At 62.0% G+C, this 21,779-nt stretch carries 25 protein-coding genes; 16 read left to right on the forward strand and 9 right to left on the reverse strand.

Features of this window, described 5'->3' with window-relative positions; genetic code table 11:
• Positions 1-106: 106 nt before the first annotated feature.
• Genes DES43_RS08780 through serS form a run of 3 tightly spaced genes read right to left on the reverse strand, consistent with a single transcriptional unit; the run spans position 107 to position 2,813 of the window.
• Positions 107-754 (reverse strand): protein-L-isoaspartate(D-aspartate) O-methyltransferase, encoded by a 648-nt coding sequence (locus tag DES43_RS08780; protein WP_035026104.1) that lies wholly within the window; start codon positions 752-754, stop codon positions 107-109.
• Positions 751-1,509, reverse strand: coding sequence for a 5'/3'-nucleotidase SurE (surE, locus tag DES43_RS08785; protein ID WP_035026102.1), 759 nt, complete (start codon positions 1,507-1,509; stop codon positions 751-753). The genes DES43_RS08780 and surE overlap by 4 nt, the downstream gene beginning before the upstream one ends.
• On the reverse strand, positions 1,509-2,813 hold the full coding sequence (gene serS / locus DES43_RS08790) for a serine--tRNA ligase (protein ID WP_035026099.1): 1,305 nt from the start codon (positions 2,811-2,813) through the stop codon (positions 1,509-1,511). Before serS ends, surE begins: the two co-directional genes overlap by 1 nt.
• 203 nt (positions 2,814-3,016) lie before the next feature.
• Here serS and DES43_RS08795 point away from each other — a divergent pair, with 203 nt between their 5' ends.
• Positions 3,017-3,712, forward strand: coding sequence for a fumarylacetoacetate hydrolase family protein (locus DES43_RS08795; RefSeq protein ID WP_035026098.1), 696 nt, complete (start codon positions 3,017-3,019; stop codon positions 3,710-3,712).
• 7 nt (positions 3,713-3,719) lie between these two features.
• On the opposite strand, the gene DES43_RS08800 is transcribed toward DES43_RS08795, so the two are convergent.
• Both DES43_RS08800 and DES43_RS08805 read right to left on the reverse strand, forming a co-directional pair.
• Entirely contained in the window at positions 3,720-4,220 is a 501-nt protein-coding gene (locus tag DES43_RS08800; protein WP_035026096.1) for a MaoC family dehydratase, read from the reverse strand.
• Between the two features lie 134 nt (positions 4,221-4,354).
• On the reverse strand, positions 4,355-5,647 hold the full coding sequence (locus DES43_RS08805; RefSeq protein WP_035026094.1) for a DUF445 domain-containing protein: 1,293 nt from the start codon (positions 5,645-5,647) through the stop codon (positions 4,355-4,357).
• 178 nt (positions 5,648-5,825) lie between these two features.
• Between DES43_RS08805 and speB the strand changes: the two genes are divergently transcribed.
• The 3 genes from speB to DES43_RS08820 are packed head-to-tail and all read left to right on the forward strand — an operon-like array spanning position 5,826 to position 8,616.
• A complete protein-coding gene (speB, locus tag DES43_RS08810; RefSeq protein ID WP_035026224.1) occupies positions 5,826-6,815 on the forward strand; it encodes an agmatinase in 990 nt (329 codons plus the stop codon).
• A 29-nt stretch (positions 6,816-6,844) separates the two neighbouring features.
• Positions 6,845-7,777, forward strand: a complete 933-nt coding sequence (gene argC / locus DES43_RS08815) for an N-acetyl-gamma-glutamyl-phosphate reductase (RefSeq protein ID WP_035026093.1) — start codon at positions 6,845-6,847, stop codon at positions 7,775-7,777.
• A complete protein-coding gene (locus tag DES43_RS08820; RefSeq protein WP_035026091.1) occupies positions 7,774-8,616 on the forward strand; it encodes an aminoglycoside phosphotransferase family protein in 843 nt (280 codons plus the stop codon). The genes argC and DES43_RS08820 overlap by 4 nt, the downstream gene beginning before the upstream one ends.
• Here the strand turns inward: DES43_RS08820 and DES43_RS08825 are convergent.
• On the reverse strand, positions 8,600-9,694 hold the full coding sequence (locus tag DES43_RS08825) for a COX15/CtaA family protein (protein WP_166647720.1): 1,095 nt from the start codon (positions 9,692-9,694) through the stop codon (positions 8,600-8,602). The two genes, DES43_RS08820 and DES43_RS08825, sit on opposite strands and share 17 nt — an antisense overlap.
• Before the next feature lie 151 nt (positions 9,695-9,845).
• Between DES43_RS08825 and DES43_RS08830 the strand changes: the two genes are divergently transcribed.
• Entirely contained in the window at positions 9,846-10,073 is a 228-nt protein-coding gene (locus tag DES43_RS08830; RefSeq protein ID WP_035026087.1) for a DUF2842 domain-containing protein, read from the forward strand.
• Here the strand turns inward: DES43_RS08830 and DES43_RS08835 are convergent.
• The gene (locus DES43_RS08835; protein ID WP_035026085.1) at positions 10,070-11,926 is read right to left on the reverse strand and encodes a L,D-transpeptidase family protein; all 1,857 of its coding nucleotides are present in this window, start codon (positions 11,924-11,926) and stop codon (positions 10,070-10,072) included. The two genes, DES43_RS08830 and DES43_RS08835, sit on opposite strands and share 4 nt — an antisense overlap.
• Before the next feature lie 180 nt (positions 11,927-12,106).
• Here DES43_RS08835 and DES43_RS08840 point away from each other — a divergent pair, with 180 nt between their 5' ends.
• On the forward strand, positions 12,107-12,502 hold the full coding sequence (locus DES43_RS08840) for a rhodanese-like domain-containing protein (RefSeq protein ID WP_035026084.1): 396 nt from the start codon (positions 12,107-12,109) through the stop codon (positions 12,500-12,502).
• Between the two features lie 3 nt (positions 12,503-12,505).
• On the opposite strand, the gene DES43_RS08845 is transcribed toward DES43_RS08840, so the two are convergent.
• Complete coding sequence (locus DES43_RS08845; RefSeq protein ID WP_035026082.1) at positions 12,506-13,420, reverse strand: alpha/beta hydrolase; 915 nt, start codon at positions 13,418-13,420, stop codon at positions 12,506-12,508.
• Positions 13,421-13,469: 49 nt separating this feature from the next.
• Between DES43_RS08845 and DES43_RS08850 the strand changes: the two genes are divergently transcribed.
• A complete protein-coding gene (locus tag DES43_RS08850; RefSeq protein ID WP_035026080.1) occupies positions 13,470-13,931 on the forward strand; it encodes a MarR family winged helix-turn-helix transcriptional regulator in 462 nt (153 codons plus the stop codon).
• Between the two features lie 57 nt (positions 13,932-13,988).
• Here the strand turns inward: DES43_RS08850 and DES43_RS08855 are convergent, their stop codons facing one another.
• The gene (locus DES43_RS08855; protein WP_035026078.1) at positions 13,989-14,345 is read right to left on the reverse strand and encodes a gamma-butyrobetaine hydroxylase family protein; all 357 of its coding nucleotides are present in this window, start codon (positions 14,343-14,345) and stop codon (positions 13,989-13,991) included.
• Between the two features lie 170 nt (positions 14,346-14,515).
• On the opposite strand from DES43_RS08855, the gene moaA reads away from it, so the two are divergent.
• The 9 genes from moaA (at position 14,516) to DES43_RS08900 (ending at position 21,775) form a co-directional block, all read left to right on the forward strand.
• Entirely contained in the window at positions 14,516-15,511 is a 996-nt protein-coding gene (gene moaA, locus DES43_RS08860) for a GTP 3',8-cyclase MoaA (protein WP_035026077.1), read from the forward strand.
• 85 nt (positions 15,512-15,596) lie between these two features.
• Positions 15,597-16,517 carry a DMT family transporter gene (locus DES43_RS08865; RefSeq protein ID WP_035026076.1) on the forward strand — a complete coding sequence of 307 codons (921 nt, stop codon included), beginning with the start codon at positions 15,597-15,599 and terminating at the stop codon, positions 16,515-16,517.
• An 11-nt stretch (positions 16,518-16,528) separates the two neighbouring features.
• On the forward strand, positions 16,529-17,149 hold the full coding sequence (gene mobA / locus DES43_RS08870; RefSeq protein WP_035026075.1) for a molybdenum cofactor guanylyltransferase MobA: 621 nt from the start codon (positions 16,529-16,531) through the stop codon (positions 17,147-17,149).
• Entirely contained in the window at positions 17,146-17,655 is a 510-nt protein-coding gene (gene mobB, locus DES43_RS08875) for a molybdopterin-guanine dinucleotide biosynthesis protein B (protein WP_035026073.1), read from the forward strand. Before mobA ends, mobB begins: the two co-directional genes overlap by 4 nt.
• A gap of 184 nt (positions 17,656-17,839) precedes the next feature.
• On the forward strand, positions 17,840-18,616 hold the full coding sequence (locus DES43_RS08880; RefSeq protein ID WP_035026070.1) for an ABC transporter substrate-binding protein: 777 nt from the start codon (positions 17,840-17,842) through the stop codon (positions 18,614-18,616).
• 107 nt (positions 18,617-18,723) lie between these two features.
• Complete coding sequence (locus tag DES43_RS08885) at positions 18,724-19,437, forward strand: ABC transporter permease (RefSeq protein WP_035026067.1); 714 nt, start codon at positions 18,724-18,726, stop codon at positions 19,435-19,437.
• Entirely contained in the window at positions 19,434-20,267 is an 834-nt protein-coding gene (locus DES43_RS08890) for an ABC transporter permease (protein WP_035026065.1), read from the forward strand. The genes DES43_RS08885 and DES43_RS08890 overlap by 4 nt, the downstream gene beginning before the upstream one ends.
• Positions 20,268-20,328: 61 nt before the next feature.
• Entirely contained in the window at positions 20,329-21,198 is an 870-nt protein-coding gene (locus tag DES43_RS08895) for an NAD(P)-dependent oxidoreductase (RefSeq protein ID WP_035026063.1), read from the forward strand.
• Positions 21,199-21,271: 73 nt separating this feature from the next.
• Complete coding sequence (locus DES43_RS08900) at positions 21,272-21,775, forward strand: Lrp/AsnC family transcriptional regulator (RefSeq protein ID WP_051520521.1); 504 nt, start codon at positions 21,272-21,274, stop codon at positions 21,773-21,775.
• The last annotated feature ends 4 nt before the right edge of the window (positions 21,776-21,779 follow it).

The following is a 21,779-nucleotide window of genomic DNA, read 5'->3' on the forward strand; positions in this document are numbered from 1 at the left end:
GAGCGGCAATTTATCTTGAAAATCGCATCGATAGCATGTCCTGCTGCGGCAGGACCGCCGGCGACCGGGACGTAAGGCCCGTACCGGAAAACCGGTTTTGAAGGCTTCAGAGAACGGCGGCAACGCCGGGGAGCATGGGTTGCAGGCGAACGATGCCGATGTCCTCACGCTCGAAACGGCTGCCGACCTTGGTGAGTTTCGCAACCACCTGCTCGCCCTCTTCCGGGCCGATCGGCGCGATCACCACGCCACCGCTGGAAAGCTGCTCAAGAAGGAAGCGCGGGATCGATTCGAAAGCCGCCCAGACAACAATACGATCGAACGGACCTTCATTCGGCAGGCCGCTGGAACCGTCCGCATGACGCACGATGATATTCGTGATGCCGAGCGCCTCGAAGCGCTGGCGCGCCTGCTCCGCAAGGGTCCTGTAGCGCTCGATCGTGACTACACGGCCAGCAAGCCGGGACATGACGGCCGCAGTGTAGCCCGAACCCGTACCGATTTCCATGATGCGCATGCCCGGTTCCGGCGCCATGGCGGCGATGATGGCCGTCTGGATGTCCGCGCCCTCGATCGCTTCGCCGCACTCTATCGGCAGCATGCGTTCCGACCATGCGACGGCGCTGAACTGCGGGGCAAGAAAGCCGCGGCGCGGTGTGGCCTCGATCGCGGCGATAAGCGCCTTGGGAACGGTCCCCTTGCCGCGCAGACGCAACAGGAAGGCGGCGAATCCCTCGCGATCGTCTTCCGTCATGCCAGAGCCTTGACAAGCTGATCGCGGATTTCATACGCAGTGAAATCGAGCTGCAACGGCGTTACCGAAACATAGTCGTTCTCGACGGCATGGATATCGGTGCCGGTCTTGCCGTTGCTTTCACCACGGCCGAACCGCATCCAGTAGTAAGGCAGTCCGCGCCCGTCCCGGCGCTCGTCGATCCACAGCCGGTGCACCACCTTGCCCTGCGAGGTCACCTGCGTGCCCTTCACATCCTGCGGCGCGCAGCTCGGGAAATTGATGTTGATGAGGACGCCTTCCTGCTGCGGCATCGCCAGAAGCTTGCGCAACAGATCGGGCGCAAGGGCCTCGGCCGTGGCATATGGCACGACGCGCTCGTCCCCTTCGCGGGTGTAGGCCTGGCTGAGCGCTATGGAGCGGATGCCAAGCAGCGTGCCTTCCATCGCACCCGCGACAGTGCCCGAATAGGTCACGTCGTCGGCAATGTTCGAGCCCGAATTGATGCCCGACAGCACCAGATCGGGCAGGTCGGGCAAAACCTTGCGGGCGCCCATGATCACGCAATCGGTCGGCGTGCCGCGCACGGCATAGCGTTTCTCGCCAATCTTGCGCAGGCGCAGCGGCTCCGAGATCGACAGCGAGTGCGCATAGCCCGACTGGTCGTTTTCGGGGGCGACCACCCAAACATCGTCTGACAGCGTGCGGGCGACACGTTCAAGCGATTCAAGGCCCTCGGCGTGGATGCCGTCGTCGTTCGTAAGAAGGATGCGCATTATTTCACTTCGATCCTCTCAAGGCCGCCCATATAGGGCCGCAGGACATCGGGGACAGTGATCGAGCCATCTTCGTTCTGGTAGTTCTCCATCACCGCGATCAGCGCGCGGCCGACCGCCACGCCGGATCCGTTCAGCGTGTGGACGAAAAGATTGCCCTTTCCATCCTTGTCCCGGTAGCGGGCATTCATGCGCCGCGCCTGGAAATCGCCGCACACGGAACAGGAGGAAATCTCGCGGTAGGTTTTCTGGCCGGGCAGCCAAACCTCGATGTCGTGCGTACGGCGCGCCCCGAAACCCATGTCGCCGGTGCACAGCACCACGGTGCGGAACGGCAGGTCGAGACGCTTCAGAACCTCCTCCGCACATGCGGTCATGCGCTCGTGCTCCGCGACCGAGCTGTCGGCATCGGTGATCGACACCATCTCCACCTTGTAGAACTGGTGCTGGCGCAGCATGCCGCGCGTGTCGCGGCCGGCCGATCCGGCCTCGGAGCGGAAGCACGGCGTCAGCGCAGTGAAGCGCAGAGGCAGCTTTTCATGCGCCGTGATCTCTTCGCGGACCAGATTGGTGAGCGGAACTTCGGAAGTCGGGATAAGGCCCAGCCTGCTCTCGCCATGGGGCACGAAGAACAGGTCCTCCTCAAATTTCGGCAGATTGCCCGTACCGAAAAGTGCATCGTCACGCACAAGAAGCGGCACCTGTACCTCGGTATAGCCATGCTCGGTGGTGTGCAGGTCGAGCATGAACTGGCCGAGCGCCCGTTCCAGCCGCGCAAGCTGGCCTCTGAGCACGGTGAAGCGCGAGCCGGAAAGGCGCGCCGCGCGCTCGAAGTCCATCAGGCCGAGCTCCTCGCCGATGTCGAAATGCTCACGCGCCCAGTTTGCGGGCGGTGAGACCTTGCCGACCTTGCGCAGTTCGACATTGTCGTTCTCGTCCTTGCCGGCCGGCACGTTGTCGAGCGGAAGATTGGGAATCACGGCCAGCGCATCGGTGAACGCCCTGTCGAGGCGGCGCGCCTCCGCCTCGCCATCCTGAATGAAGGATTTGATGTCGCCGACCTCGGCCTTGAGCTTTTCGGCCAATGCCATGTCCCTGGCGGCCATGGCCTTGCCGATCTCCTTCGAGGCGGCGTTGCGGCGCTCCTGCGCATGCTGAAGCTTAAGGACATGAGCGCGGCGCGCCTCGTCCCTGGCGATGAGATCGTCTGTGGTCGACCTCGCCTCGGCCTCCGACCAGGAACGCTTCTTCAGTGCATCGACAAGAGCGTTGGGGTTCTCGCGAATCCACTTGATGTCCAGCATGGCGGGCTCATTCCTCAGTAAAGCGCCACCGGCCTAAACCGCATCCGGAAACGTTTCAAGCTTGGCCTTGCTGCCGGGCCAAATTTTCGCGCATTGGGCCGTTTCCCGCCATCGCTTCTTGCCCGCCCCACAAATCGGGACGAATGTGCGAGGTACGAAAGCCTGAAAAGAGAATCACGTCACTACAGAAAGCCGAAGAGCCGATGACCGATTTCGTTCTGCCCCCGCCCCCTGTCGTTTCCGCCGCCATCAGGGACAGCAAGCAGCGGTTTCCTGTGCGGCGCGTTTTCTGCGTCGGCCGCAACTACGGCGCGCATATCCGCGAAATGGGCAATGACGAGCGCGATCCGCCCTTTTTCTTCACCAAACCGGCGGATGCGCTGGTCGAAACGGGCAGCACCATTCCCTATCCGCTTGCAACGGAAAACCTCCATCATGAGATCGAACTGGTCGTGGCCATCGGCAAAGGCGGCATCCGTATCGACCGCGATGCGGCGCTTGACCACATCTGGGGCTACGGCGTCGGCATCGACCTGACCCGCCGGGACCTTCAGGACGTGGCGAAGAAGGCGGCACGGCCGTGGGACTGGGCCAAGGCATTCGACCAGTCCGCCCCCTGTGGCGCGCTCGTTCCTGCCGCAACCAGCGGTCATCCGCAAAAAGGCCGCATCCGGCTGGCCGTCAATGGCGAGCTGCGCCAGCAGGGCGACCTTGCCGAAATGATCTGGCCCGTAGCCGACATCGTCGCAATTTGCAGCGAAGCCGTGGAACTTCAGCCGGGCGACCTGATCTTCACAGGCACGCCCTCGGGTGTCGGACCCGTGAAGGCCGGCGACCGTTTGAGCGGCGAGGTGGAAGGCATCGGCACGGTCGAGCTGGAAATCGGCCCGGCCAGATAGCGCCAAATCAGCGGGCCATCGTGCGCCTGGCCGCCCTTCGACGCCGTTCATAGAACATGACCAGCGTCTCGGCGGTCAGCGCCGGCTGCTCCTCGCCCTTGATGTCGACGGTGTTGAGGAACTTCATCAGATACTGGCCGGGGCCCTTCTCGTCGATCGCCAGCAAGGTCGCACGCAAGCGCACGCGCGATCCCACACGCACCGGGGAAAGAAAACGCACCTTGTCGAGCCCGTAATTGAACGCGGCCTGCGTGTTCTCCGGTATTGCACCGAGCTCATGGCACAGCGCCCCGATGATCGCCAGCGTCAGATAGCCATGAGCGATGGTCACGCGCAGCGGGCTTTCCCGCTTCGCCCGCTCGGGATCGGTGTGCAGCCACTGGCGATCGCCCGTGCACTCGGCAAACTGGTCGATCCTCGACTGGTCCACCAGCGTCCAGTCCGAGACGCCAAGCTCCTGCCCGATCATGGTTTTCAGTTCGTCGAATGTCGGTGGTGTCTTTCGCATTCCGCCTTTCCGGTCCGCGCCGCAGATTTTCAATCTTCCTGGGAAGTGGTTTTCGTTCGCCAATACTATTGGATAACCGGATCAGAAACTTCAACTCATTCAAACGTAGAATCCGACCGATATAAATCCCGCCTTCACGAAAGAAACGTTCGCTCGAAGATATAGAGCGCGACGCCTGCAATGCCACCCACGATCATGCCGTTGAAGCGGATATATTGCAGGTCCCTGCCGATGTTGATTTCAATCAGCCTCGTAAGCTGGGCCAGATCCCAGCGCTTCACCTGATCCGCAATAAAGGTGGAAACGCCGCTTTTCTGGCTTTCCACAAAGGCCGAAAGCGCCACGACGAAGCCTGCATTCATATCCGCCCTGACCTTCGGATCGCGTGCCAGATGGCGTCCGACCTCCACGAACATGCTGGTCATATGTGTCTGGATCGCCGTATTCCTGCCGGCTGCTCCATCCTCGATGAAGGCACGCAGGCTGTTCCACATGGTGCCGACGAGATCGCGCATTTCGGGCCGTGCCAGAAGGTCATGCTTCAGCTTCTCGGCACGGCGGGCGTAGTCCTGCGATGTCCGAAGCTCCGCGATGAACCCTTGCACGAAACGGTCGAACTCCTCGCGCAGCGGATGATCGGCGTCCGCCTCCACATCGTTCAGCAAGGTTGCGGCCGACGCGACGATCTTTTTCAGGAGATAGGCATCGGCGCGGAACATGTTGAACAGCGACGGCAGTTCGGCGCGTATCTTCTCGCGCATCGCCTCCAGCGCCTTCTCGTCCGCAAGCACGCCCGAAAGCGCCCGTACGATCTCGTCGAACAGCTTCTGGTGGCCGCGATCATGGGTGAAGGTGGAAAGAAGATCGGCAGCGAGCGGCGCCACCTTCACCTTTTCAAGCTCGTCCTTCAGACGCTGGCCGACGAAATCGCGCAGGCCGGACTGCTCGACCGCGGCCAGCATCTGCGGGACCAGCCGGCCAACGAAGCGTGACAGCCCTGCGGCGCGCTTCTCGTCCACCAGCCAGTCGGCGACCAGCGCGGCGAAATCCACTTCCTTCAGCTTCTCCCGCACCGGTCCGGGAGCAAGGAAATTCACCTCGATGAAGCGGCCGAGATTGTCGGCAATGCGGGTCTGGTTGGCGGGAATGATGGCGGTGTGCGGGATAGGCAGGCCGAGAGGCCGCCTGAAAAGGGCGACGACCGCATACCAGTCCGCCAGCCCGCCGATGGTCGCCGCCTCGGCAAAGGCGGCGACGAAGCCCATGGCGGGCCATGCTGCCTCCAGCGTCTTTGCCACGGCAAAAAGGGCAATGCAGCCCACCAGGGCAGTCGCCGCCACGATCTTCGTGCGCCGCAGAGCCGCCACCTTCGCCTGCTCCTGCAGGGCGGCATCCCCCTGCAAAACACCCGCCGTCGATCTTGCCATTGCATCGTTCCATTCGATTCGTCCGGCCATTATCGGCGCGACCGCCCTGCGCAGCCATGGAGCGGCATGTGTTTTTACCGGCCCCGGCCCGCTTGCCACTTTAACCGCCGACACGCTGGCAAGTTGCACGGCTCTTCTGTAGTTGTTGCACTGCGACAAAGATGTTCAGGGAGCGATCATGCCTTCGAGGACCATCGACCACGCCTTCACCGCCCGCAGCAAGCGCGGTGCCGCCTCCGATCCGACCTATGCCGGGGCGCTTTCGTTCATGCGCCGCCAGTTCACCAAGAATGTCACGGGCGCAGATGCCGTGGTCTGGGGCATCCCCTTCGACGCCGCCGTCACCAACCGCCCCGGCGCGCGCTTCGGACCGCAGGCGATTCGCCGTGCCTCGGCAATCCTCGACAACGATCCGCAATATCCTTTTTCCCGCGACCTGTTCGAGGACCTCGCCGTCGTGGATTATGGCGACTGCCTGCTCGACAGCGGCAACCACAACAGGACGCCGGCTACCATCGAGCGCGAGGCGGCCAAAATCCTCAAATCCGGCGCGTTTCTGCTCACGCTCGGCGGCGATCACTTCGTCACCTGGCCGCTGCTCAAGGCGCATGCCGCCATCCACGGCCCGCTGGCGCTGGTGCAGTTCGACGCCCATCAGGACACATGGCCGGATGACGGCAGGCGCATCGATCATGGCTCCTTTGTCGGCCGCGCCGTCAGGGAAGGCATCATCGATCCCGACCGCTCGATCCAGATCGGTATCCGGACCCACGCTCCGGAAACGTTCGGAATCAAGATCCTCCATGGATATGAGGTGGAGGAAATGCGCGCCGCCGAAATCGCCTATGCCATCGTGGAACGCACGGGCGGCCGCAAGACCTACCTCACCTTCGACATAGATTGTCTCGACCCCGCTTTCGCGCCTGGTACCGGCACACCCGTGGCCGGCGGCCCGTCCTCGGCACGCATGCTCTCCACCCTGCGCAAGCTGGGACAGGTCGACATCGTCGGCGCCGATGTCGTAGAGGTTGCGCCGGCCTACGACCACGCCGATATTACCTCTATCGCCGCTTCCATGATCGCCATGCACTATCTGGGATTGCTGGCCGAACGGAAGGCAAAGCAGGACAACGCCGCAAACAACACCCACCACGGTCAGGACATCTAGTCCTTCCCCGCATTCAGGCAGACACAGGAATGAAACCGAAAATCTTCATCGACGGCGAACACGGCACCACCGGGCTCCAGATTCGTACGCTGCTGGCCGGCCGCGCCGATCTCGACATCATTTCCGTGCCTGCCGAACGCCGGAAGGAGAAGGAAGCGCGCGCGGAATATCTCAATGCCGCCGACATCGCCATCCTTTGCCTGCCCGACGATGCCGCGCGTGAAAGCGTCTCCCTGATCGCCAACGACACCACGCGCGTCATCGACGCCTCCACCGCGCACCGGGTCGCCGAGGGCTGGGATTACGGTTTCGCCGAGATGGACAAGGACCAGCCGGCCCGGATAGCCGCCGCCAGACGGGTGGCCAATCCCGGCTGCTGGCCGCAGGGGCCGATCGCCACGCTGCGCCCTCTGGTCGATGCCGGCCTGCTGCCCGCCGACTTCCCGGTCACGATCAACGGCATCACCGGCTATTCCGGGGGTGGGCGCACCATGATCGAGGACTATGAGGCCAAAGGGGAGAGCGCCTGCGAATTCTTCCCCTATGGCCTGTCGCTCCAGCACAAGCACATTCCCGAGATCAGGACCTATGGCCGCCTCAGCCGCGATCCGATCCTGCAACCGGCAATCGGCAATTTCGCGCAAGGCATGATCACCATCGTGCCGCTGCAACTGGGAACGCTGGACTACATCCCAAGCGGTGCCGAACTGCATGCGGCCATTGCCGATCACTATGCCGCCATTGCGGGCAGCGTGGTCGAGGTCGCGCCCTACGAGCAGGTCGAGCGCGTGCCCGACATCGACCCGGAGCGCTACAACGGCACCAACCGCATGAAACTCCATGTGTTCGCCAATGACGAGCGGGCGCAGGCGCTGCTGATCGCCGTCTATGACAATCTCGGCAAGGGGGCGTCCGGTGCCGCGGTGCAGAATCTCGACCTCATGATCGGCAAGGGTGTGTGACGGAAACGCCGGCATTTCCTGCGCACTGGAACATTGCGGCGGCGCGGCTGATTGCGGACACGTTCAGCAGCCGCGTCTGGAAGGTCACGCTTGGCGACGGTTCTGTTGCCGTGGTCAAGGACCTGAAGCCTTTCGACGATATCGAGGACGAGTTGCGCGGCGCCCATCTGCTGGCATGGCGGAACGGGCGCGGTCTTGTCCGGCTGATCGGTCAGGACCGGAACCGGATGCTGATCGAGTACGCCGGCGAGCGGCATCTGGCCGATGTGCTCCAAACCGGAGGCGATGCGGCGGCAACCGGCATCGCCGCAGAGTTGATGCAGCGGCTCCATGCACCGGGCGACGGCCCTGCGCCATCCGGATTGCAGCCTCTGGCCGAACGCTATGAGGCATTGTTCAGGAAGGCGAAGCAGGATCGCGCCGCCGGCGTGCTTTCAGCCTATGTCGACGCGGCAGAACTGGCACAGCAACTGCTCGACACCGAACGCGACATTCGCCCTTTGCACGGCGATCTCCACCACGAAAACATTCTCGAAGGACCGCGCGGCTGGCTGGCGATAGACCCCAAGGGCCTGCTTGGCGACATCGGCTTCGATGCTGCCAATCTGTTTTGCAACCCGCTGGACCGGGACGATCTGTGCCTCGACCCCGAACGCATTGCCCGCATGGCGGAGCAGCTTGCGCAAGCAATGCGTCAGGACCCGCGCCGTCTTCTCGACCACGCTTTCGCTTATGGCTGTCTGTCGGCTGCATGGCATCACGAAGATGACAACGTCGCCGATGAAAACCGCGAACTTGCCGTGGCCGATGCCGTTCGCGAGGTCAGGAAGCGGTTCTGACCTCGCCGGGCAGCGGATATGCACCCTTGGTGCCCCGCCAGTGCGCAGCCGCGAACCCCAGAACCACCAGAGCGAAGCCCTGATGTGTAAGGCCCAGATGCAGCGGCACCTGCATCACCAGAGTGGCGATGCCGATGATCGCCTGCGTCAGCACGAGGATGAACAGAAACACCGCGCGGCGCGCATGCGTCGTTCCCGGAAAGCGCCTGCCGGTGGCAATCATGTGCCACAACGCCACGACGAACAGGGTGTAAGCGCCGATGCGATGCACGAATTGCACCGTCTTCGGGCTTTCGAAGAAGTTCCGCCATGCAGGTTCGAGCAAAAGCAGATCGTCGGGAATAACCTTGCCGTCCATCAGCGGCCATGTCGTGTAGCTCAGACCGGCATGAAGCCCCGCGACGAGCCCGCCGAGATAGATCTGCACCATGATCAGAAAGGTGAGGATGCCGGCCATGCGCCGGGTGCCGCGATCCGCTGCCTCCTGCGAATGCGGGGCCAGCCCGCGCGCGACGACCATTGTGGCCATGAAGATCAGCGATGCGAGGGTGAGATGGGTCGCGAGGCGGTACTGGCTGACGCTGACGCGCTCGACCAGCCCCGAGGCCACCATCCACCAGCCAATGGCGCCCTGCAGGCCGCCGAGAGCCAGTATGCCGATGAGCTTCGGCATCAACCCCTTCTCGATGCGGCGCGTCGCCCAGAAAAATACCAGCGGGATGGCGAAGATGAAGCCTACGCCGCGGGCCAGAAGCCGGTGCGCCCACTCCCACCAGAAGATGAACTTGAACTCGGACAGGCTCATCCCGTGGTTGATCTTCTCGTATTGCGGGATCTGCTGGTACTTCAGGAATTCCTCCTGCCATTCCGCCTCGTTCAGCGGCGGGATGACGCCATGGATCGGCTTCCATTCCGTGATCGACAGGCCGGAACCGGTCATGCGCGTCGCGCCACCGACGAGAATCAAAGCGAACAGCACCAGAAGAATGCAATAGAGCCAGAAACGCACCTGCGCCCGGTTCCGCAGGAGACGGTCCCGGTCGGGCATGGACGATGCGTGGTCGGCGTCGAGGGCCATTGCGTGTCTCCAGCGGATCGAAGAAGCGCCGGATTGGTGGACCATGGCGCGGACACTGGCAAGAGCGCATGGCGCGGCACGCCGTCGCGCCGCTTTGGCTTGCGCCGCTTTCGTTCAGGCCCTATGCGAGGGCAACGGAAAGGACGTCAAGATGCCGGTTCGCCTCAAGAAACTGATCGGAACGATCCTGCTGGTGCTTCTCGTCGTGGTCTATTCCATCCTTGCCACGCTGATTGCGGTGGCGCAGCTTTCGCAATCCGGGCCGGTCGTCCACCTGCTGTTCTTCCTGATCGGAGGGCTGGTCTGGATCCTGCCGGCCATGCTGATCATCAAATGGATGATCAGGGAGCCGAAGCCGCGCCGGGCAGGTAACGGCTAGCCCGAAGGCGAGCGCACCGCTTCGGTGGCGGAGATCGCCTGCTTCAGCCGGTCGTCGCGCCCATAGACATCGCCGAAATATTCGACCTTCCCCGACATGTTGGGCCAGGCGGTGAAATAGGCCACATAGACCGGAATACGGCGCGTCACCTTTTCCGTGGAATGGCCCTTTTTAAGCTTCTCGGCAATGTGGTCGACGGAAGTGCCGAGCACGGCCGCAGCCATGCCGCGCGGGTCCTGCAAGCGCACGCAGCCGTGGCTAAGCGCACGCATGTCGCGCTGGAAATAGGCTTTCTGCGGCGTGTCGTGCATGTAGATGGCATGCTTGTTCGGAAACAGGATTTTCAGTTCCCCGAGTGCATTCGCCTCGCTGGGGGCCTGGCGCACATTGAACGGCACCTTGCCGCCATATTGCCCCCAGTCGATCGCGGACGAGGGAATGCGTTTGCCTTTGGCATCGGTCACTTCGTAGCCTGCGCGGTCGAGATAGCCCGGATCGCTGCGCAGTCTGGGCAGCATCTCGTTGACGATGATGGACTGTGGTACGCCCCAATAGGGGTTGTAATCCACCTGTTTGATTTCGTCGTAGAAGAAGCTGGTCTGGTTGCTGATGCTGCCGATGACCGTGCGCGTCTTCAGCTTCTCCTCGCCACCCTCGATATAGCTTGCGGTAAAGGCCGGCTGGTTGATGAACACGCGCGGACTGCCGAGATCGGAAGGCAGCCAGCGTATCTGCTCCATGGCGATGCGCACCTTGTTCAGCCTGTCGGCCTTCGATTCGCCGGCTATGGCGGCAACCGTGCGTGCGCCGACGATGCCATCCGGCTTGAGACCGGCCTTTTTCTGCACGTCCTCGAACAGCGGTACCAGTTCGGGCCCGTAAACCTCGCTGGCGGAAAGGCGCGTCAGCACTTCGCCATGGCGCGCGCGCATGTCCTCGTCGAGGTCCCGCTGGATCAGCCTCAGCAGCTTCGGCAGTTCGGGGCTCGATTGACCCGGCTTCAGAAGCAGTCCGGCGTCGACAACGATGTCGTTCTCCGCACTGGCCTCCAGCGCCTCCAGCTCTACCCGCAGCGCCTCGTATTCCGGAGTCTGCGGATGGCGCGACTCCAGATAGGCGCGCACTTCCCTTGTGTGGGCCAGAATGTCCAGAACGCCGGAAAGATTTACCGGCTTTTCCGGAAAGTCGTAATAGCCCGAAATGCGGTTCGGCTGGATGCGGCCCTGCCGCGCATCGCGCACATAACGAAGCACACGCGCCGAAAGAGCCATCTCGAAACGGATCAGGCCGGCACGATCGGTTGCCCGCTCCGCACCCTCCCCCGCATCCGGCACGTCGACCGTGTAATCCGCAGGCGAAAATCCGTGACTGGACGCCTCGCCGAGAACGCGGACTGCCTCCCGCGCCTTTTCATCGGGAGCGCCGTTTGCAATCCAGATGAAATCCGGGTTGGCCGAATAATAATCGACAAGAGCCCTGGCGATGGACGGTTCGGCCATCAGCTCGAACCCCTCGAGGGCGGAAACGGATTCCGCAAAGCTCCCGTCGGGATCGCCGGGAGAAAAAGATGCCTTTTGCGGTGCCGCTGTCAGCGCCGTGAAATCGACCCGTGTCAGCTTGTCCGGCTTGTAGGCATTATAGGTCGGCGCAGCGATTTTCTTGATCGGAGCGGCCGCTTTCGGTTTTGGCGGCGGCGGAAATTCGCCTTGCAGCGGAGCGGAGCGCCGCTTTGACGGGCCGCCGAAAAGCATGTCCATGAGGGTCTGGGCGCTTGCGGGCTGCGCCGTCAGCGCGAGAGCGCTCCCAAGCAGGGCTGCGGATGCAAGCCACGCGGCTTTTTTGAGCTGCCTCATGAGCGATCACCTGTTTGCGAACACATGGCCGCACCGCAGACAAGAGCGCGGTACGGCATTGTACCTATATTGATTCACTACGATTTGGTTAAATATGTTTGAATTCTCCGGCGCGGGTGGCCAGCGCGCACGCGCTGTGTCATCCATTCCGGTCAATGCGCACAAGTGGAGGAACGGTGCATGAAGAAGGGTTTCCGGGCGTTGCTGGACGAGGCCAATGCCGAAGTCGAGACGATTTCTCCGGACGAGGCGGCAAGGCTTCTCGGCAATGAAACCGTCACCTTCGTGGACCTGCGCGACCCGCGTGAATTCGAGCGGGAAGGCAACATTCCCGGGGCGAAGCACTGCACCCGCGGCATGCTGGAATTCTGGATCGATCCGGAAAGCCCCTACCACAAGCCCTTCTTCGCCACCGGCAACTCCTTCGTGTTCTTCTGTGCCGGCGGCTGGAGATCGGCGCTGGCGGCAAAGACTGCGCAGGACATGGGCCTTCAGCCCGTCAGGCACATCGAAGGTGGCTTCGGAGCGTGGAAGAAGGCCGGGCTTCCGGTTGAGCCCGCCAAACCCAGAGCCTGAGCCTCAATGCACCGATAAAGGTACGCCCTGCCGGTCCCTGACGAAACTCACCGACCGCCCGACCACGGCGGGATCGGCCAGAATGCGCCGATGACCGAGCCCGTCCACCCAGTACAGCTCGACATGCTGCCCCGCTTCGGCAAAGGCCCTCGCCTGATCGGCCGGAACCTCGCGGTCGTCCGGCGCATGTACGATCAGCGTGGGCAGGCGCAACATGGCAAGCTGGCGGGAGCCCATGAACTCATCGAGCCGCCGTCCGCAAAGACGCCGCACGCTTTCCGCCATGCTGGCCTGCGCGCGCGGCCCGACATTGAGCTGACGGCTGTATCCTTCGAACACCGAGGGAATGGAGTTCGGCGCCGCGATCAGCACCAGCCGCTTCGTCTCCACCGGCAATATTCCTGGCATGGAGCCGGCGGCTGCGTTGAGGGAAACCGCCCCGCCGAACGAGTGACCGACCACGGCCTCGAACGGCCCGAACCACTGGCTGGCCATCTGTACAGCCTCGACGGCATTCACCAGCGTCAGCCTCCTGCCGCCGGACTGGCCATGGCCGGGAAGATCGAGCGAAACGACCCGGTAGCCGGCATCGCGATAACCTGCGATGAGGAAACGCATATATTCCGTACGCGAGCGCCAGCCATGGAGGATAAGCACCGTGCCAGCCCATCGCACAGGTGTCTCCGGCCGAAACTCATATGCCGCGACGCGACCCGTCGGCGTCGTCAGGCAATGCCGGCGGGCATGCTGCATGAAATCGCCCGCCGCGATCACGGCCATGCGTTCCTTCGGCGTCAGTTTCCGAGGATTGGGCGTACGGCAGAACAGTCCGAATGCAACGCGCCCGGTAAGCTGCGGCGCCACCTTTTCCCCGACACCGAACATGCAGCGGATGACCTTCTGCTGAAATGGTGCCATAGTGCGAAATCCGATACTGGTTCAATAATGAACAATTATTAGTTCAAGAATGAACAACAAACAAGAGCTTCCCTGGGACAACCCCCGCTTCCGCAACTGGGTGGCGGTGGCACGGGCTTGCCATGCGCTCGAACGCACGCTGGCGGCCCGGCTGGCGCCGCTCGACCTCAAGCCCGCCCAGCTCGATGTGCTGATGAACCTTTATCGCCATCCCGGCATGTCGCAGCATGACCTCGCCCGCAAGCTGCTGGTCGGGCGGTCCAATATCACCATGCTGTTGCCGCAGCTTGAAAAGCGCGGGATCGTTCGCCGTGAAGGCGATCCGAAAGACAAGCGCATCCTGCGCCTTGCCCTCACCGATGCCGGAACCACGCTGCTGATGGAAGCGCTGAAAATCTACACGGCCCTCATCGAACTGGCGATGGCCGAGTCGAGCCCTGCCCAGTGCGACGTGATGGGGGATCAGATGCGGCGCATCACGGACGTGCTGGATAAGGCGCGCGAATTCTGAAGCGCCACATCCGGAACATCAGGAAAGCCCGACAGGCTATTGGAAATAAACGCCCCGTCATCTCCTGTCACGGCTGAGCCCTTTTTCAGCCAATTCGTCGACATAGGCTTGCCAGCGGGCTTCCTTGTGTTCACCCAGTTCGTTGAGATAGGTCCAGGTGAAAATTCCGGTACCGTGGAAATCGTCGAACGTGATGCGCACCGCGTAGTTTCCAACCGGATCGATGCGCGTGATCGTGACATCGCGCTTGCCCGGAACGGTAACCCGCTGCTCGGGCGAATGCCCCTGCACTTCGGCCGAAGGTGAAAGAACGCGCAGCATCTCCGCCGGCAGTTCGACCGGATCGCGGCCGGGAAACGTTATGGTCAACAGTCTGCGGTCCTTCGACACCCGCAGTTCGCTCGGCGCGGCCATGACAATCCTTCCGAATGAGTCCGCCTACGATACAGCACCCGTTCGCCCGCTTCCACACGGGAAGGCATGTCGCGAAAGCAGCGCAAATTCGTCTTGAACAGTACGGTGCTTCGTATCACATAGGAGCATATAACGATTGGGAAACTGCTGCGGGAAGCCTGGAACGCGCAATGGATATGATCGACCCTTTCGGTCGCGCCATCACTTATCTCAGGGTTTCGGTAACGGATCGCTGCGATTTCCGTTGTGTGTACTGCATGGCGGAAGACATGGCGTTCCTGCCCCGGAAGGACCTTCTTTCGCTTGAGGAACTGGACCGGCTCTGCACAGTCTTCATAGAGAAAGGCGTTCGTAAGCTGCGACTTACCGGAGGCGAGCCGCTGGTGCGCAAGAACATCATGCACCTCGTGCGCGAGCTTTCCCGTCATCTCCGGAGCGGGGCGCTGGAGGAGCTCACCCTCACCACCAACGGCTCGCAGCTCTGGCGCTTCGCCGGGGAACTGGCGGATGCGGGCGTGCGACGCATCAATGTTTCCCTCGATACGCTCGACCCGGAAAAATTCCACGCCATCACCCGCTGGGGCCATCTCGACAAGGTCATGGCCGGCATCGATGCCGCACAGCAGGCTGGACTCGGCATCAAGATCAATGCTGTCGCCCTGCGCGGCTTCAACGATATGGAACTGCCCGATATCCTGCGCTGGGCTCATGGCCGCGGCATGGACATGACCGTTATCGAGACCATGCCGATGGGCGAGATCGATGCCGACCGCACCGATCAGTACCTGCCGCTTTCCGTGCTGCGCGCGCAGCTTGAGCGCCGCTTCACGCTGACAGATATTCCCTTCAGGACCGGTGGCCCCGCCCGCTATGTCGAGGTGGCGGAAACCGGGGGGCGTCTGGGTTTCATAACGCCCATGACCCACAATTTCTGCGAAAGCTGCAATCGCGTGCGCCTCACCTGTACCGGAACGCTTTACATGTGCCTGGGTCAGGAGGACGCGGCCGACCTCCGCGCTCCTTTGCGGGCCTCCGAAGGCAACGAGCTTCTGTCGGCAGCAATCGATGAAGCCATTGGCCGCAAGCCCAAAGGCCACGACTTCATCATAGACAGGCGCACAAATCGTCCATCCGTCTCCCGCCACATGAGCGTGACCGGCGGCTGACCGCGTCTTTTCGGCCTCATGGTCCATTGCCGTTTGCGAACCGGCTGGTAGAGCTCTTCCCGAGCCAGTCAAAGGGGACGTTTGTTTGAATCTTTCCAGCAATATGCGCGGTGCCGCCTATATGGCCATCGCCATGGTCAGCTTTGCGACCAATGACGCCATTACCAAGCTGATGGCGGAAGCGATCAGCGTCGCCCAGGTCATGCTGGTCAGGGGCCTTTTCGCCTCCGTCATCATTGCGCTGATAGGCTGGCAAAGGGGTGCGTTCTTGCAGATGAGCATGATCCGGCAGCCGCTGGTCGCATTGCGCGCGGCAGGCGAAGTCGCGGCGACCGTCACTTTCCTGCTGGCTTTGGCCCATCTTCCCATCGCCAATGTCTCCGCCGTTCTGCAAGCCCTCCCGCTTGCGGTGACCATGGGTGCCGCGCTCGCATTCGGACAAAGCGTCGGCTGGCGCAGATGGCTTGCCATTTGCGCCGGTTTCACCGGCGTCATCATCACCGTGCGGCCCGGATATGAGGGCTTCAGCGTCTACTCGCTGTTCGCGCTTGCCAGCGTGGGCTTCTGCACGGTGCGCGACCTCGCCACCAGCCGCCTGCCATCGGACATTCCAACCCATCTGGTTTCCACCATCACCTCGGTTTCCGTGACGGTCACGGGAGCCATCCTGCTCAAGCCGATGGGGGGATGGAATCCCATGGAAATCTCGGGGGTAGCCCTGCTGGCGCTGAGCGCCACGCTTCTGCTTCTGGGCTATAATTTCATCATAATGGCGATGCGCATCGGCGAAGTCTCGTTCATCGCTCCCTTCCGCTATACATCGCTTCTGTGTTCGATCCTGCTCGGCATGATCCTGTTTTCGGAGTTTCCGGACCTGTCCATGATTGCCGGCGCAACGATCATTGTCGCCTCAGGTCTCTATACGCTCTATCGTGAGCGTTCCGTCGGCCGGTACAAGACGGCAGCCGAAAGTGCAGGCCCCAGCATGGGCCCCGACGGCATATAGGAACTGGCGGCATGCATGATGATGCGATTGCAGGACTCATTCTGGCTGGCGGTTTGTCGAGCCGCATGGGCGGCGGTGACAAATCCCTGCTGGAGCTGAATGGAAAGCCGGTGCTGCACCACATCATCGGCCGTATAGGACCGCAGGTTGCCACGCTGGCCCTCAACGCCAACGGCCAGGTCGACCGCTTCGCCGCATTCGGCTTGCCGGTTCTGCCGGATACGGTGCCCGGATTTCCCGGCCCGCTGGCGGGCGTGCTGGCCGGTCTGGAATGGGTCGAAGCGCAGCCGTCGCATCGAACGCTCATGACCGTGGCCGGCGATACGCCCTTCCTGCCATGCGATCTCGCAGCCCGGCTGTCGGACGCGACACGCAACGATCCTCAGGCAATCGCCGTTGCAGGTTCCTGCGGTCGTGAACATCCGGTCTTTGCGCTCTGGCCGGCAGGAATATCCGCGCCACTGCGCGCCTATCTGCATGAAGGCGGCAGGAAGGTTTTCGATTTCGTCCGCTCGAGGCCGATCGTCTCCGTGAATTTCGACTGTGCGCGAGGCATTGATCCTTTCTTCAACATCAACACGCCTGAGGATCTGGCAGAAGCACAACGCCTGATGTCGGGGGACCGGAAATGAGCCGGCGCGTCTTTGGGATCACGGGCTGGAAGAACTCCGGCAAGACAACCCTCACCGAGCGGCTTGTGCGGGAACTGGTTGCGCGTGGGCGGACGGTCTCCACCGTCAAGCATGCGCATCACGGCTTCGATATCGACAAGGAAGGTACCGACAGCTTTCGCCACCGCGAAGCGGGAGCAAGGGAAGTCGCCATTGTGTCCGGCCGCCGCTGGGCGCTGATGCACGAACTCCATGGCGAGGAGGAGCCCGCGCTTGGCGACATCCTTGCACGTATCGCCCCCTGCGACATCGTTCTGGTGGAAGGCTACAAGCACGAAACCCACCTCAAGATCGAGGCCCGCCGCCGCGACGCGCGCGAACACGCGCCCCTGTCGCCCAATGACCCGAACATCGTCGCTGTCGCCGCCGATTGTCCGCAGCCGCGCGAGACCCTTCCGGTATTCGATATCGACGACATCCAGGCGATTGCCGACTTCATCGAGAATGCAACCCGGCTGGGAGTCTAGGCCGCCCGACACCTCCGGCACAGTCGCCGTGAAGGTTCTGCCGCAACATCGCCGCACACCGTCATACAGCAGGTTTTTGGTGTTGCTTTTCAAGCAAAAACAATGGGAATATCCGTTATCCGGCGGTCGGAAGAACCGTCTGCGGGTATCGTTTCGATATTCGCGATAACCAGAGAGGAACGTCATGCGATTTGGAAGATACGTGCTTATTGCAACTGCCAGCGCGCTGTTTGCACTTGGTTCGGCCCACGCGCAGGAAGAAGTCGTCCGCATCGGCACGGAAGGCGCCTACCCGCCGTTCAACAATCTGACTTCCGACGGCAAGCTGGAAGGCTTCGACATCGATATCGCACAGGCGCTTTGCGATGAAATGAAGGTCAGGTGCGAGTTCGTCGCCCAGGAATGGGACGGCATCATTCCGGCTCTTCAGGCCGGCAAGTTCGACGCCATCATAGCGTCCATGTCCATCACCCCGGAACGGCTGCAACAGGTCGATTTCAGCAACAAATATTACAACACGCCGCCCGGTCTTGCAGTCCCGAAGGACAGCGACATCAACGGGGTCGGCAAGGAAGACCTGGCGGGCAAGACGATCGGCGCGCAGGCATCCACGACCCATTTCAACTATTCGACCGTGACCTACACCGACAGCACGGTAAAACCCTACCCGACAGCGCAGGAATATCAGCTCGATCTCGCCAATGGCCGTCTCGATGCTGCCAATGACGATATCATCGCCCTCACCCAATGGCTGGATTCGCCTGATGGTGCCTGCTGCAGGCTGGCTGGAACGATCACGCCTGTCGATGAAATCCACGGCCCCGGTGCCGGCATTGCCATCCGCAAGGGTGAAACCGCGCTGCGCGATCGCTTCAACGCCGCGATCCAGGCCATCCGGGAGAACGGAAAGTATAAGGAAATCAACGACAAGTACTTCAGCTTTGATGTATATGGCGATTGATTGAATAGCTGGGGCGGAGCCGAAAGCTTTGCCCCGGCTTTCCTGCCGGCTTTGCACCAGTCGGCAGTTTCGACAACAACGGAAATCACAGGGATACGGGCGGGGTAATGCAGAGCGTTTGGACGCTGCTGAGCTGGGGGCCGGAGGGATGGCTGGATGAAATTGCCTATGGCGTTTTCATCACCGTCAGCCTGGCTCTCGCAACGCTGCCGCTGGGTCTGCTCATCGGCTTCCTGATCGCGGTGGCCAAACAGTCGCAAGAGCGCTCCCTGAAACTGGCGGCCGACATCTATACGACCATCTTCCGCGGCCTGCCGGAGCTTCTGACGCTGTTCCTTGTATTCTATGGCGCTCAGATCGGCATCCAGCAGGTGGTGCGGGTCTTCAATCCCACTGCCAGCGTCGAGGTCAACAGCTTCGTTTCCGGTATGATCGCCCTTGGCGTGGTGTTCTCTTCCTATGCCAGCGAAGTGTTCCTGTCGGCGTTCAGGGCCATTCCACGCGGACAATATGAAGGCGGCTACGCCATCGGCCTTTCGAAATTCCAGACGATGCGGCTCGTCGTTCTGCCGCAACTCGTACGCATTGCCCTGCCCGGGCTCGCCAATCTGTGGCTCATCCTGCTCAAGGATACATCGCTCGTTTCCGCCATCGGCCTGACGGACATCTTGCGTCAGGCAGGCGTGGCCGCGCGCGTCACCAAGCAGGCTTTCCTGTTTTTCGGCTTCGCCACCCTGATCTATCTCGCACTGGCGATCCTTTCCTCCATCGGCATCGGGCTGATTGAACGCCACGTCGGCAAGCAGGAGCTTCAGCGATGAGCGCTGTCGACCATCCAGCCGCCACCGAAGTCCTGCGCCCGCCACCGCCCCCGCGCGGCTGGCCGCGCGAACGCGTCATCGGCTACATCCTGGTCTTCCTGTGGGCGCTGGCGCTCGTTGGCCTCGTTGCCTACCTCGTCTCGGCATGGAAGCCGGATATGTTCTGGAGATACGCTCCGGGATATCTGTCCGGGGTTTGGGTCACCATCAAGCTGGTGGCGATTTCCGTGGTCATCGGCGCGCTGTTGTCGGTCCCGATCGCCTACGGGCGCATGTCGCGCAATCCGATAATCGCCAGCTTCGCCTATGCCTATGTCTATTTCTTCCGCGGCACGCCGCTGCTCGCGCAGGCATTCCTTGTCTATTACGGTTTCGGATCGTTCCGTCCGCAACTCGATGCCATCGGCCTATGGAGCTTCTTCCGCGACGCCTTCAACTGTGCGCTTTTCGCATTCTCGCTGAACACGGCGGCCTACCAGGCCGAAATCCTGCGCGGCGCCATCCAGAGCGTGCCGAAAGGCCAGTGGGAAGGTGCCGAATCGCTGGGGCTTCCGCGCCTGCTCACCCTGCGCAAGATCATCTTTCCGCAGGCGCTGATCGTGGCGCTGAGGCCATATGGCAATGAGCTGATCCTCATGGTCAAGGGATCGGCTATCGTTGCCATCATCACCGTCTACGACCTGATGGGCGTGACCCGCCTTACCTATTCCCGCACCTTCGACTTCCAGGCTTACCTGTGGGCCGCGATCATCTACCTGCTGATCGTGGAAACCCTGCGCCACGCGGTCGACTGGGTCGAGGAACGCATCACGCGCCATCTCAGGCGCTGACTCCCCTTACCTGCAACAATGCTTTAAGACGCAGGCGTGCTTGCGTGAAAGGACTCCGATAATGGCAACAGTGGCTTTCCTTGGTCTTGGCGTGATGGGCTATCCGATGGCAGGCCATCTGAAGAACAAGGGCGGCCACGACGTCACCGTTTACAACCGCACCGCCGCCAAAGCCGAAAAATGGATCGGCGAACATGGCGGCCGTTTCGCCAGCACCCCCGCCGAAGCGGCGGAAGGCAAGGATTTCGTTTTCGCCTGCGTGGGAAACGACGATGACCTGCGCTCGGTAACCATCGGCCCCGACGGCGCCTTCGCCACCATGAAGAAAGGCGCGATCTTCATCGACAACACCACCGCGTCGGCCGAGGTTGCGCGCGAATTGTCCGCCAGGGCCGCCGAAGCCGGCTTCTCGTTCCTCGATGCCCCCGTCTCGGGCGGCCAGGCCGGCGCCGAAAACGGCGTCCTTACAGTCATGGTTGGCGGAGAAGAGGCGGCATTCGACCGCGCCCGTCCGGTCATCGATTCGTTTGCCCGCATGGTCGGCCTGATGGGGCCTGCCGGCGCCGGCCAGCTCACCAAGATGATCAACCAGATCGCCATTGCCGGGCTTGTGCAGGGTCTTGCCGAGGGGATCCATTTCGGCAAGAAGGCCGGGCTGGACATCGAAAAGGTGGTCGAGGTCATATCGCGGGGCGCTGCGGGCTCGTGGCAGATGGAAAATCGCCACAAGACGATGAACGAAGGCAAATACGATTTCGGCTTTGCAGTCGACTGGATGCGCAAGGACCTCGGCATCTGCCTTGCCGAAGCGGACCGCAACGGGGCGATCCTTCCGGTCACGGCGCTGGTCGATCAGTTCTACAAGGACGTCCAGTCCATGGGCGGCGGGCGCTGGGACACGTCCTCCCTGCTGGCGCGACTCGAGCGCTGAGCACGGGAATTATCCGTTTAAAAGCAGCATTCTTGCTTGCTGACACCGTTCAATCCCATAATGATTGCAGATCATGGCAAGCGCTTCGCAGGAACCACGCAAAACGATACTCGACCGCATCGATATCGCCATACTCGATACGTTGCAGAAGGACGGTCGCATTCCCAACGCCGCGCTGGCCGAAAAGGTGGGCCTGTCGCAATCGGCCTGCTCGCGCCGGCTCGACAACCTCGAACGGTCCGGTGTCATCCGGGGCTATCACGCCCGGCTGTCGAACGCCGCGCTGGGTCACCATACGACCGTGATCGTCCATATCTCGCTGTCGGGCCAGTTCGAGAAGACCCTGTCCGACTTCGAAGCGGCGATAAAGCGCTGCCCGAACGTATTGTCCTGCCACCTCATGTCCGGTGAATACGACTACATATTGCGCATCGCCGCGCGCGATCTCGCGGACTACGAACGCATCCACAAGGAATGGCTGTCGGCCATGCCCCATGTGACGCGCATCAACTCGTCCTTCGCGCTGCGCGAGGTGGTGGACCGCACAGCGCTCGGCATGAAGCCGGAAATGGCGTAATTCA

Source organism: Aquamicrobium defluvii (assembly GCF_004363725.1).
Taxonomy (GTDB): domain Bacteria; phylum Pseudomonadota; class Alphaproteobacteria; order Rhizobiales; family Rhizobiaceae; genus Mesorhizobium; species Mesorhizobium defluvii.